Origin of the sequence: Metabacillus schmidteae, from assembly GCF_903166545.1 — a bacterium.
Taxonomy (GTDB): Bacteria; Bacillota; Bacilli; order Bacillales; family Bacillaceae; genus Metabacillus; species Metabacillus schmidteae.
In genome coordinates this window covers 66,734-79,715 of the sequence record NZ_CAESCH010000001.1, presented here as the reverse complement: position 1 = coordinate 79,715, position 12,982 = coordinate 66,734, and the positions used below count along the sequence as shown (strand labels likewise).

The window sequence follows — 12,982 nt, the reverse complement described above, 5'->3', positions numbered from 1 at the left end:
CCATGCACATTACAAATTACAAGCAACCGATTATGAAGAAACCAATTAATAGAAGAATAATATCCTGATATACCATTCATGAAAGGGCTTCAAAAACTAAATTGAATAATACACCAATCCATAGTAATGTTGAGGTATCTAAAAAATAAAGATCAATCATAATTGAGGGAATGCGATGAACCTAACGATAAAAGATATTGCGGAGATGGCTGGAGTTTCCCCGGGAACTGTATCAAAAGTTATTAATAACTATAGCGGCATCAGTGAAAACACAAGGAAAAAAGTAATGGACATCATCACTGAAACCGGATATCAGCCAACCTTTTTTGCCAAAGCCTTAGCAACTAAAAAGTCAAATTTGATAGGCCTAATACATGCCGGAAAAGTAAATGTAGACTTCACACACCCTTTTTTTAATGAAGTTGTGACATCCTTTAAAAAGGTTATTGGATTATTAGGCTATGATATTATCATGTTTTCGAACGAACAATTTTCCAAAGATCACGGAAGTTATTTAGCCAGATGTAGACATTTTCATGTGGATGGCTGTGTCATTATTTCGGGTGAAGATATCGAGGATGATATTTACGAGCTTGTAAGGGAAGGTATCCCTTGTCTCGGCATTGACTTAGAGTTACAAGGACCAAAAGCAAGCTATGTCATGAGTGACAATGTGAATCTCACTAAAAATGTGGTGCAACACTTTTATGCACAAGGAATTCGTGATATTGGTTTTATCGGTGGAAGAGAGCATAATCTTATTACTGAGCTCCGTGAACAAGGATTTAAAGAAGCGATGAACCAACTAGGACTCAGCATAAAACCAAGCTGGATTCAATATGGTGATTTCAAAGAAGAAAGTGGCTATCACGCCATGAACAAAATACTAGAGAAGCAAACATATCCGAAAGCAGTTTTTGCTGCTTCTGATTTAATGGCATTTGGTGCAATTGAAGCCATTAAGAATCATGGGCTACATGTTCCAGAAGATATTTCCGTCATTGGGTGTGATGACATAGATGCCTGTCGATACAGCACCCCCAAGCTTTCAACAGTTAAGCAAAATAAAGAGCAATTAGGAAAGCTTGCCGCGAATATGTTAAACGACTTAATTCATGGAAAAAAGGACTTAAAGCCTGTATTAATTGACACCGAACTTATCATAAGGGAATCAAGTGAAAGATAAAGTAGGTCAGTCTCATAATGGACTGATCTTTTTAGTATAGAAAATATGCCTTTTTCCTTATTTCTAAGAAACTAATTTAAATAAAATGGAAACATTCGTTCTTATGTGAATATCTTACATCATTTCACAATATGATGAACTATCATCTGTGAAATGAGGGGATACGGTTGGCAAATAAAATAGTCATCACAAGAGAGATACTTGCTCATTATCTTGAACTTCAACATAAGAAAAAAGAAGTGGAAACAGAGATTGATGAATGGAAAAGAGCTTTTAATGAATATTTTGATTTGTCGGTGGGTAAAAACGCTAAAGCAGAAATGATCCTGAGGGATTACAAATTGCAAAGACAAATACGAAATACTGAAAAGTTTAAACAGCAACAAACCGTTAAAAGGCTTGAAGAGTTAAATTTGCTCGATCTTATTGAAAAAAAGCCTGATGAAGGGAAAATAAAATCAGCCATTCAACTAGGATTGTTGAAGGAAGAAGATCTAGAAGGCTGCAAAACAGTAAATACTTCCCAAGCTATTTATGTAAAATACTTATCCTCCAAGTAAACAGAGGAGCTAAAGGTTTGGTATGGTTTTAGAAAAAAAGAGACGATCCCAAAAGATGCTATTTTAAAATATAGATCAACGATTCGATTCCTAACCCTGTTCTAAATTAGAACAGGGTTATACTTGTTTCAAAAGTAAATACCTTTTTTCACTTTACTCCTCGTCATATTCACTTAAAATTTCATTCAGTGTAAACTTTAGAGAATAATAAACATATAAAGCTGTCATAAGTGCAGGGTAGCCATATCTTTGTCCATCATCACCAGGGATTAATGCTTGGCGCAATTTTGTATCAATATGAAAGTCTGTTACAGCTTCTAATCCGGAGTCTTCCCCTTTTATACTAGCAGATATGCCAACAGTTGGAATTCCCAGGTCAGTTAGTTTTTTTGCTAGTGTAATGGCATCAGAATCGGTTGAACGATAAGAAAAAAGTAGAACCCGGTCTTCCTGAGACAGCTCTTTCATCTGGCCATTTTCATCAAGAAGAGCTTCTGTACGAAGGAACGGCTCACTACTATTTTCCGCCTCTAAGACAATGCTATGGAGCTCATTGTATCCATAAATATATAGTTTCCCTTCTCCTATCAATGCTTGCGCCAATAGTCTGGCACTATCCTCTATAGATAATTCCTCTTGCTCTAAGATTCGGTTGAAATGTCCGGTTAATTGTGTTGTGAAAATTTTCATCATAAGAGATAATCTCCTTTCTCCAGTATCATATATTATAGCGATAAAAGAATAGAGAAGAAAGTCAGGCGTTGTCGAAGCATAGCTTTATGATAAGCTTAAATTGGAAGTGAATAGTGTATAATATGACAAAACGCTCAGAAATTGTCGAGAAAAGTATAAGAAAACATGAAGGGAAATAAAGGTTAGAGACGAATTAGTTAAGTAGATTAACGCAGGTGGGTAAGTCTTTCCCTTTCGTTATAATTGAATAAGTGATAGATGAACGGAAAGTTATTTTGGTAACTAATGATAGGAATTTAACTAAAAAACATAAGAGGAGTATGCAGAATGCTAAAAGAAAAGATACTAATCGTAGATGATCAATATGGAATTCGTATTTTATTAAATGAGGTTTTTCAAAAAGAAGGATATCAAACATTTCAAGCAGCAAATGGATTTCAGGCACTGGAAATTGTGGAAAATCACTCTCCCGATTTAGTATTGCTTGATATGAAAATTCCTGGTATGGATGGTATTGAAATTTTAAAACGAATGAGGGTCGTGGATCAGGATATCCGTGTGATCATTATGACAGCATACGGTGAGCTTGATATGATCCAGGAGGCAAAGGATTTAGGAGCACTTACTCATTTTGCCAAGCCTTTTGATATCGATGAGATCAGAGATGCGGTAAAGAAATATTTACCAATTAGAACAAATCAATAAAAGAAAACAATTGGAAAAGCCTTATACGCAAAGGTTTATTGTAACTGAAAGAGATCATCTTTTAGTATACCTCGTAACATTATATTACCCAAATATATGTCGAATTGTTGCCGATTTGTGAAGTTATTGGTATGCTATATGATGTGAAAAGTGATCATGCGAAGTTTACATATAAGGGAATTATTTGGTCATGCTAGGTATGATATACTTTTCTGTATAAGAAAATAAGGTCTATTATTAGGAGGATTTTCGACATGCCTTTAGTTTCAATGACAGAAATGCTTAACAAAGCAAAAGACGAAGGATATGCAGTAGGTCAATTCAACATCAATAACCTTGAGTTCACTCAAGCAATTCTTCAAGCAGCTCAAGAAGAGAAATCACCAGTTATTCTTGGTGTTTCTGAAGGTGCTGGACGTTACATCGGTGGTTTCAAAACAGTTGTTAAAATGGTAGAAGGTCTTATCGAAGACTACAATATCACTGTTCCTGTAGCGATTCATCTTGATCATGGTTCAAGCTTTGACAAATGTAAAGAAGCAATCGATGCTGGATTTACATCTGTTATGATTGATGCTTCACATGATCCATTTGAAGAGAACGTTGAAACAACTTCTAAAGTTGTAGAATATGCTCATTCAAAAGGTGTATCAGTAGAAGCTGAGCTTGGAACTGTTGGTGGACAAGAAGATGACGTTGTTGCAGAAGGCGTAATCTATGCAGATCCACAAGAGTGTGCTGAACTTGTTAAACGCACTGGTATTGATTGCCTAGCTCCAGCTCTTGGTTCTGTTCACGGACCATACAAAGGTGAGCCTAACTTAGGTTACAAAGAAATGGAAGAAATCGCAGGTCTTACTAACATGCCATTAGTACTTCATGGTGGTACTGGTATCCCAACAACAGATATCCAAAAAGCTATTTCTTTCGGTACAGCGAAAATCAACGTTAACACTGAGAACCAAATTGCATCTGCAAAAGTTGTTCGTGAAGTGTTAGCTGCGAAGCCAAACGAATATGATCCACGTAAATACTTAGGACCAGCTCGTGACGCAATCAAAGAAACTGTTATCGGTAAAATGCGTGAATTTGGTTCTTCTAACAAAGCGTAATCCTATAATGGATAATAATATGGCCGCCTTTTAAATAAAGGCGGTTATATTCTGAATTTTAAGAAAGCGCTAACAAGTATGATTAAATCCTTCTAATCCTTTACCTATATGACCAAACTTGATAGAATAATAGATGAACGGACTCGCTTGTGCTTGTCCGTTTTCAATTTTAGTCCTGCATCAATCTTCATACAACATCCACAAAAGTTATAGCTATGAATCTTCTAAAACTCGTAACTTATTTCGAAAAGAATATTGTTATTGTTTACTTTTATTTAAAAGAATAGTGGAATTGAGCGAACTTATTTTTCGTTTAACTGATTAAATAGCAACAAAGTAAGTAAGATAGACCAAACAAAAACCCATAAAATGTTTCATTTATTAATCGTAAAACATTGTTGTCCCGCCTAATAGATGGTTTAATAATAGGAGGAAGGTATGATTCATTTTACTGAAATTAGCACATAAGTATAATTCTTATGTATTTACTAATGAATTAAGGGCAATAAAATAAATAAACAGCTTGAATCCTAAATTCGGAATTAATGTTGACAAGATGTTTCATTCGGAAAACATGATGGACGTGTGAACGTATACATAACAAGAAAAGCGGAAGCGCCTTGGTCAGCCTCGGGAAATTAAGATGCAAATGAATAGAAAACGTTCTTTGTCTTCAATTCATTTGTGGCTAGAACCTAGAGGCAGTCTAAAAACGCGACGTCCTGTCGCAACGACTGCACTTGTACTTCCTGTACTTCGGGGCTAGGCGCTGGAGCTGGACACCGAGTTAAATGCAAAATTTCACATTTCTTACCTGTGTACAAAAGTTTCGCCTTGAATGTTCTTTCCGGAAAGTCAACTTCTTAGAAGGGAGACTAACATGGAAAAATTAAAAGTTGCCGGCGGCGATTTACTTAATGGAACTGTTTCAATTAGTGGAGCAAAGAATAGTGCAGTTGCACTCATTCCCGCAACAATACTCGCAGAATCTCCTGTAACAATTGAGGGACTGCCAAACATATCTGATGTCAATATTTTAGGGGATTTATTAGAAGAAATTGGTGGAAAGGTAGAATTAAAAAACAATGAAATGGTTGTGGATCCATCATCCATGATTTCAATGCCTTTACCTAATGGAAAGGTAAAAAAACTGAGAGCTTCCTATTATTTAATGGGGGCAATGCTAGGTCGATTTAAAAAAGCAGTAATTGGACTTCCGGGTGGCTGCCACTTAGGTCCTCGTCCTATTGATCAACATATTAAAGGCTTTGAAGCACTTGGTGCACAAATTACAAATGAACAAGGAGCGATCTACCTACGGGCAGATGAGCTCAAAGGTGCTCGTATATATTTAGATGTAGTAAGTGTGGGAGCAACGATTAATATTATGCTTGCTGCTGTTTTAGCAAAGGGAAGAACAATTATTGAGAATGCAGCGAAGGAGCCTGAAATAATTGATGTAGCCACTCTGCTTTCAAGTATGGGAGCAAAGATCAAAGGTGCAGGTACTGACGTCATTAGAATTGATGGTGTCGAGAAGCTGCATGGCTGCCGTCATTCAATCATTCCGGACCGTATTGAAGCAGGGACATATATGATTATTGGCGCTGCAATGGGAAGAGAAGTGATGATCGATAACGTTATTCCTTTGCACCTTGAATCTTTAATTGCCAAACTAAGAGAAATGGGCATGCATATTGAGACAAGCAATGACCAAATCCTAATTGTTGGCGGTCAAAAGGAATTAAAAGCCGTTGATATCAAAACACTTGTTTATCCGGGGTTTCCGACAGATCTGCAGCAGCCCTTCACATCTTTCTTAACAAAAGCAACTGGAACAAGTGTTGTAACAGATACGATTTATTCGGCCCGCTTCAAACATATCGATGAACTAAGAAGAATGGGAGCGACAATAAAAGTAGAAGGACGGTCTGCTATCGTATCCGGTCCGACAAAGCTTCAAGGAGCTAAAGTGAAAGCAAGTGACTTACGAGCAGGGGCTGCTTTAGTATGTGCAGGATTAATGGCAGATGGAATAACCGAAATTACAGGTTTAGAACACATTGATCGGGGATATAGTCAGTTAGAGGAAAAACTAACCGGGCTTGGTGCAACCATTTGGCGTGAAAAGATGACCGAAAAAGAAATTGAGCAGCTGCAAAATTCTTAAAGTTGATAGTAAGGAAATCAAGGATATATATATCCTTGATTTCTCTATGGTTTCTTCAATTTTCACCTCTTAAGACAAGCATATTTTCCAAAAATCATTGATTAAATCTTTGAAATAGGGTTAAAATAAAGAGTGCTGCATTGAATGAATACTACAAAAACTACTTCAAGCTCACCTTCATTTCCTTCTCTATCCAAAACGTACTAGTTTTTCTCTTCGTTAATGCACTAGAAAGCATTTACTATTAGACAAGTTCTCAATTTGAATTGAGTTGAACATTGATAGGTGAAAGAGTTTATAAAGAATTGAAAATTGAAAAGAGTGGTGTTTTTATGAGTCAGGTTTCAATTTCTTCATTAGAACATATGAAATTGAAAGAATTATATGAGCTTGCTCGTCAATATAAGGTTTCTTACTATAGCAAGCTAACAAAAAAAGAACTAATTTTTGCAATCTTAAAAGCAAATGCTGAGCAAGAGGATTTATTATTTATGGAAGGTGTCTTAGAAATTATCCAATCTGAAGGGTTTGGTTTCTTAAGACCAATCAATTATTCACCTAGCTCAGAGGATATCTATATTTCAGCTTCTCAAATTAGACGTTTCGATCTGCGAAATGGTGATAAGGTTTCAGGAAAAGTTCGGCCTCCAAAAGAAAACGAACGCTATTACGGTTTATTACATGTAGAAGCTGTAAATGGTGAAGATCCTGAAACAGCTAAGGAACGTGTTCACTTCCCAGCACTAACTCCTCTATATCCAGATAGACAAATTTTTCTAGAAACAAAACCAAATTATTTATCTACTAGAATCATGGACCTCATTGCCCCTGTCGGCTTTGGACAACGTGGTCTTATTGTGGCGCCGCCTAAAGCAGGTAAAACAATGCTATTAAAAGAAATCGCCAACAGCATTACAACAAACAACCCTGAAGCAGAGCTTATCGTCTTATTGATTGATGAGAGACCTGAAGAAGTGACAGATATTGAACGTTCTGTTGCCGGTGATGTTGTTAGCTCAACATTCGACGAAGTACCTGAGAACCACATTAAGGTTGCAGAGCTTGTCCTTGAAAGAGCCATGAGATTAGTTGAACATAAGAAAGATGTTATTATCTTAATGGATAGTATCACACGTTTAGCTCGTGCGTATAACCTGGTTATTCCGCCAAGTGGCCGTACACTATCCGGTGGTATTGATCCTGCTGCTTTCCACCGTCCTAAGCGCTTCTTCGGTGCTGCACGTAATATCGAAGAGGGTGGAAGTTTAACAATCCTTGCAACTGCTTTAGTTGATACAGGTTCACGCATGGATGATGTCATTTATGAAGAGTTTAAAGGTACAGGAAACATGGAACTGCACCTTGACCGCTCATTAGCAGAAAAACGTATTTTCCCTGCTATTGACATCCGCCGTTCTGGAACACGTAAGGAAGAGCTTCTTATTCCTAAAGACCATCTGGAAAAACTTTGGGCAATTCGTAAGTCTATGACAGATACACCAGATTTCATTGAAAAATTCCTTCGTAAGCTTCGTCAAACGAAATCAAACGAAGAATTCTTCAGCAATTTAGATGCGGAAATGAAAGGTGTACGTAATCGTTAGGGCACTTCTGTTTTGTTAAATAATAGAAAAATAATATCGTATCTAACTTAGTGTTGGTGTCTAGCTCCAGTGCCTAGCCTTAGATCGCATAGGACGTGCAAGTGCAGTCTTTGCGACAGGATGTCGCGGTTTTAGACTGCCTCGGGGTCATAAGCCACTCAGGAATTGAAGACAAAGAACATCTTCTATTCCTGAGCGTCTTATGCCTGTCGGGGCTGATCGAGGCACTTCCGCTTTTCTAGTAATATTTAACTTCAGCTTGATTTTACATCATGCACTTGTTATAATTTCATCATGTGCTTTTCTAGGATATTATTTCGTCAATTGGACGAGTTGGCCTAGATATATAACTCTGTTTCGAAATGATTCAGGGCGGAAGGAGATGAAAAGAATGAAAACAGGAATTCATCCAAACTTTAATAAGGTTATGGTGAAATGCGCTTGTGGTAACGAATTCGAAACTGGTTCTATTTTAAACGAGATCAAAGTTGAGGTTTGTTCTGAGTGCCATCCATTCTACACTGGACGTCAAAAATTTGCGGATGCAGGTGGACGTGTAGATAAATTCAACAAAAAATACGGCCTTAAACAAAAATAAGGATTTTCTCAACAGGCAAGACGAAATGGCTCTTGCCTGTTTTTTCACGCCTAATTTTGCATTTTATAGGCGGAAATTTGGTTATCCTACATATATTCGTAGGAATTTTAAACGGAATAATCATGACTTCGTACATGTGATAATAGATGAGTGATGTACCAAGAATCGGTATAGTCAATCAAGGAAAGAAGATTTGTACTTTGTGAGCTCCAGGCGCCATCTGCTCGACTTATGCTTGTCGCCGATAAGCGGGCGCCTTGCGCTTTTTTTAGAAGGGAGAGGCCGTTTCATGTATGTAATGAAGCAAAGTGGATGGCTTGAAATCATCTGCGGAAGTATGTTTTCAGGTAAATCTGAAGAGCTCATTCGAAGAGTAAGAAGAGCAACATTTGCTAAGCAGGAGGTAAAGGTTTTTAAGCCTGTTATTGATAATCGATATAGTGAAGAAAGTGTTGTTTCTCATAATGGAACGGCGATCATTTGTAAACCGATCTCTAAATCTGAGGATATTTTTGACTTTATTACGGAAAAGACGGATGTCATTGCTGTTGATGTTTTGTTACCAAAGTGTCTACACTCTGTATGTCAGAGACTTTTTAGTAATATAAGCATTCTATTGGCTGAATTATAAAGAAAAACATTTAAAAAAGATAGTGTACATTAAAGCTTTAATGTACACTATCTTTTTTGTGTTAATATTTACTTATTATAGAAGTTCAGAGGGTTTTTATGAATGTCTACAAGAGATCCGGGCCCGGTCGCGAAATGAAGCTAAAAGTGAATAACAAATAGTTTTACTGACACATGAAGAATTAAATAAGTTTGTAAGTAAATTTATAATAGAAAGAGGAATAACATTGAAAAATGAATCGATTCGTTCTGTCATTGCAGGTTATGGAACAATGTTAGCGTCTTCATTTTCAGTCAAAGACTATTTGGAACGTAAGGAGGTAGGCAGAGTTACTGTAAAAGGTATAGAAATACGACGACCAGTATACCTTTGTAGAAGGAATAGAGATGAAGAAATTCCTAAAAACCTAGATATTTTTATTAACTATGTAAAAAGAGCGTTAATCATCTATGACAGGATTATTGCTCTTTTTTATTGGGTAGTGTAGTTTTTAATAAATAGTAGTTTATCGATAATGATTATCGGATATTTTTTTGCAAATACTTTAACAGATTACTCAATAAATTCATGATAAATTGAATCTGTGGGTATTAAATTTGCCAACGTTTGTTTTGCTTTATATAAAGTTGACAGAACTTTCGGACCTAACCAATTTCCTGGTAATATTTCAGGAGGTACATAGGATCTAGTGTTAGAAGTTCATCAATAGTGTCGATGACAAAAAGGTATATTAAGAATATCTCGAGTATATCTGAGGTAGTACCGTGAATAAAATTATTTATTTTTGGTTCTATTTCAGTCGTATACCAGTCAAGTTTCGTTTTATAAAGTTTGTTTTTTTCTCTATATTCCATATTTTAGCCGCTATGTTTACATTAACTCTATTAATAATAAAATTTTGACTGAAGATTATTGTAACGTAATCTTCTAACTCTAAGCTATCTAGCAGCTCCAATACTTTTGATGTTATGTCCCAAGGATATATGTAAACGCTGTTATATAATTGACCGAAGCTATTCAAAGGCTTCAAAGCTAAAATTCAGCTGCGAAAGTTGAGTAATAAAGTAAAAAATAATTATTTCAATAAATAATCTAGATGATGGAAAAATTTTCTTGACACAAGAATCTTTATTTTATAATATAAAAATGTACTAACGTTTATTTTTATATTATAAATTTAAGGAGAGAAGTAAAAATGGATTTCATTAGTACGATAAATTATGAACAGGAGTACAAAAAAGCCTATGAAGAGAGTTTAAGTCTTTGGCCAGTGAAGTACAAAGACTATTTTGTATCTACAACATATGGTCTTACATACGTAATTGAGAGTGGAGATCTTAATGCTGAGCCACTTTTATTACTCCACGGTGCGAGCATGAGCTCAACTATGTGGTTTCCAAACATAGAGGAATTATGTAAACAATATAGGGTGCTTTCGGTAGATATATTGGGAGATAAAAACAAAAGTTTGCCCACTAATGAATTTTTAGATCGTAGAAGTCATGCTAAGTGGCTAGAGGAAGTATTAGATGGATTAAATATAACAAGGGCAAATTTTATTGGTCTATCGTATGGAGCCCTTAATGTTATGAACTTACTTAATTATTCACCTGATCGAGTTAACAAAGTAGTTTTAATTAGTCCTGCGGCTACTTTTGTCCCACTATCTCCTGACTTTTACTCTTATGCCTTTAAAATGGTTAAAAGCACAAGTGGAGTAGATAATTTTCTTGAATGGATTTTTGGTGATCGATATGAACTACCTCATCAACTAAAAAAGCAACTATATTCAGGAATGATGTGGGTTGATCCAAATAAAGGAACAAAACCTAAAGCTAGTGGTTTTCCATATGTATTTAATAATCTAGAATTATCCGAAATGAAAAACCCAATACTGCTACTATTTGGAGAACATGAGGTCATGTATGATCCCAAAGAAGCTTTGGCTAGGGCTATTGATTATGTCCCTAATATTAGGGCTGAAATAATAAAAGGGGTAGGGCACTTAATGACATTAGAGGATCCAAGGACGACAACATTTTATGCACTAGAGTTTCTTTGCTCCTAAAGAAAAAAATAGCACCTAACAGTTCTTAGAAAGATACATCAATACAAAAAGGGTAAATTAATATGTTGAGAAAATATGATAAGCCATTGGCTATTTTCTTTGTGTTTTGTTCAATCAGTTTACTTCTAGTGTTTATATTTAATCGTGATTTTCTCGATTGGACTTTTGCAAGACATCATAATCAGCTTTCTTGGTATATCAGACCAATTTTCATTATTCCTTTTTGTATTTTTGCATTCAAAAGAAGTTTGCGGATATCATGTTTATTGCCTTTTTCGGAAAAAGGATATAGTAGCATCGTTAACTAACGAACATGAATTATCATAATTTACACGCAACTATGAATTAACTAAGAATATTAGAAAAAAGAGGGATAGTATGACACGAGCCATTTTAGTTAGAGAAATTACAAAAGAGAATTGGGAGGAAGCATTCAAAATTTCTGTTCATGAAAATTAAAGTTCATTTGTTCCGACTGTGGCAGAATCTCTTGCTTTTGCTTATCTTAAGGCGTGGAATGAGGAGTTAGATCCTTACACCCTTTATAGTAATGATTCAATAATAGGTGCTTTTACATTTCTTATACACCTGGTAGTGAGCATAATTACTGGATTGGTGGATTTCAATTAGATAAGAAGTAAAAATAGCATCAAAACGTTGGGTAGGTTCTAAATCATATAAATCTTGTATACCAAAAAGGCTTCCTTGTCTTATAACGGGCATAGGGGGTCTTCCTCAAGTCTTTTAGTTTGTATAATCACTTACTAATTCGACTTTATAGGGAGGTACTTCTTTTTTTAGTTTTTAAAACCCTTGAGCTCGTAGGGATTAGATTTATGAAATTCATTCAATTAGGTAAAAAATTTTGAGGGATAGATTGATAACAGTCAGGGAAGTTAGCAAAGCGTTTTTAAATCAGTTGGTGTTAAAACCAAATTAGTCTTAATTGTCAAAAAGGTGAAATTTAGGGCTATTAAATACATAAGAAACACAGATGACGCGCGTTTCATCTGTGCTTTTTTAAGGGAATTATGTTTTTAATATTGTTTCTAAAAAGAAAGCAATATGCTGGTCTAAAAGGGATTCTACTTCTGAGGTATCCTTTCCATCAAATGTTAGAATATTATATTCCGTTAGTAAGGAGAAAACAGGATATTGATATTCTATTGCCAACATTTTTGGATCGAGTGGACGGATTTTTTTCATGTCTATTAATTTTGTGAAAACTATTTCAAGGAATTGTATCGTTGTTTTGAATAAATCGTTTAAAATTATTTCTCTTGCAAGAGGAGAACGGTATTGCTCTACTTGGAGAATTCGCCACATTTTTTGCCCGTTTTCATTCTCCATATACTTCTTGAAATTTCTGTGTCCTGCTTTTAAAAATTCCTCTACTGAGTTATTTTGTAAAATATCATCTAACAATTCAATTGGTGGCAGCGTTTTAGAGAAATCATCCCTAAAAAAGGTAAAAATATCCTCCAGTATAGCATCTTTACTACGATAGTGATTATATAAGGAGCTCTCCTTAATCCCTACTTCTCTAGTAATTTCACGTATAGATACTCCACTATATCCTCTTCGGGAGAATAGGTCCAATGATGTATAAAAAATTCTTTCCTTTGTGCTTAATGTCATACTTCTACACCTCATTT

At 35.5% G+C, this 12,982-nt stretch carries 12 protein-coding genes and 1 pseudogene; 10 read left to right on the top strand and 3 right to left on the bottom strand.

The window, feature by feature from the left end; genetic code table 11:
• Window positions 1–175: 175 nt before the first annotated feature.
• Window positions 176–1,186, top strand: a complete 1,011-nt coding sequence (locus HWV59_RS00390; RefSeq protein WP_102230465.1) for a LacI family DNA-binding transcriptional regulator — start codon at window positions 176–178, stop codon at window positions 1,184–1,186.
• Between the two features lie 167 nt (window positions 1,187–1,353).
• Window positions 1,354–1,746: a hypothetical protein gene (locus HWV59_RS00385; protein WP_235991642.1), complete on the top strand. Its 393-nt coding sequence runs from the start codon at window positions 1,354–1,356 to the stop codon at window positions 1,744–1,746.
• A 153-nt stretch (window positions 1,747–1,899) separates the two neighbouring features.
• Here the strand turns inward: HWV59_RS00385 and HWV59_RS00380 are convergent, their stop codons facing one another.
• Window positions 1,900–2,439 carry a DUF2529 domain-containing protein gene (locus HWV59_RS00380; protein ID WP_102230463.1) on the bottom strand — a complete coding sequence of 180 codons (540 nt, stop codon included), beginning with the start codon at window positions 2,437–2,439 and terminating at the stop codon, window positions 1,900–1,902.
• Between the two features lie 327 nt (window positions 2,440–2,766).
• Here HWV59_RS00380 and HWV59_RS00375 point away from each other — a divergent pair, with 327 nt between their 5' ends.
• The 7 genes and pseudogenes from HWV59_RS00375 (at window position 2,767) to HWV59_RS00345 (ending at window position 9,746) form a co-directional block, all read left to right on the top strand.
• Entirely contained in the window at window positions 2,767–3,144 is a 378-nt protein-coding gene (locus HWV59_RS00375; protein WP_102230462.1) for a response regulator, read from the top strand.
• Between the two features lie 254 nt (window positions 3,145–3,398).
• Window positions 3,399–4,256, top strand: coding sequence for a class II fructose-bisphosphate aldolase (locus HWV59_RS00370; RefSeq protein WP_102230461.1), 858 nt, complete (start codon window positions 3,399–3,401; stop codon window positions 4,254–4,256).
• Window positions 4,257–5,136: 880 nt separating this feature from the next.
• Window positions 5,137–6,426, top strand: a complete 1,290-nt coding sequence (locus HWV59_RS00365) for a UDP-N-acetylglucosamine 1-carboxyvinyltransferase (RefSeq protein ID WP_175637809.1) — start codon at window positions 5,137–5,139, stop codon at window positions 6,424–6,426.
• 332 nt (window positions 6,427–6,758) lie between these two features.
• A complete protein-coding gene (gene rho / locus HWV59_RS00360) occupies window positions 6,759–8,030 on the top strand; it encodes a transcription termination factor Rho (protein WP_102230459.1) in 1,272 nt (423 codons plus the stop codon).
• A gap of 391 nt (window positions 8,031–8,421) precedes the next feature.
• Complete coding sequence (gene rpmE, locus HWV59_RS00355; protein WP_102230458.1) at window positions 8,422–8,628, top strand: 50S ribosomal protein L31; 207 nt, start codon at window positions 8,422–8,424, stop codon at window positions 8,626–8,628.
• Window positions 8,629–8,917: 289 nt separating this feature from the next.
• Window positions 8,918–9,181 (top strand): annotated as a pseudogene (locus tag HWV59_RS00350) (thymidine kinase); the annotation flags it as partial.
• Between the two features lie 304 nt (window positions 9,182–9,485).
• Entirely contained in the window at window positions 9,486–9,746 is a 261-nt protein-coding gene (locus HWV59_RS00345; protein ID WP_175637807.1) for a type 2 periplasmic-binding domain-containing protein, read from the top strand.
• 303 nt (window positions 9,747–10,049) lie between these two features.
• On the opposite strand, the gene HWV59_RS27465 is transcribed toward HWV59_RS00345, so the two are convergent.
• On the bottom strand, window positions 10,050–10,280 hold the full coding sequence (locus HWV59_RS27465; RefSeq protein ID WP_407941603.1) for a hypothetical protein: 231 nt from the start codon (window positions 10,278–10,280) through the stop codon (window positions 10,050–10,052).
• A 174-nt stretch (window positions 10,281–10,454) separates the two neighbouring features.
• Between HWV59_RS27465 and HWV59_RS00340 the strand changes: the two genes are divergently transcribed.
• Complete coding sequence (locus HWV59_RS00340) at window positions 10,455–11,327, top strand: alpha/beta fold hydrolase (RefSeq protein ID WP_175637806.1); 873 nt, start codon at window positions 10,455–10,457, stop codon at window positions 11,325–11,327.
• Window positions 11,328–12,356: 1,029 nt separating this feature from the next.
• Here HWV59_RS00340 and HWV59_RS00335 read toward each other — a convergent pair.
• Window positions 12,357–12,965, bottom strand: coding sequence for a TetR/AcrR family transcriptional regulator (locus HWV59_RS00335; RefSeq protein WP_175637805.1), 609 nt, complete (start codon window positions 12,963–12,965; stop codon window positions 12,357–12,359).
• Window positions 12,966–12,982: the final 17 nt, after the last annotated feature.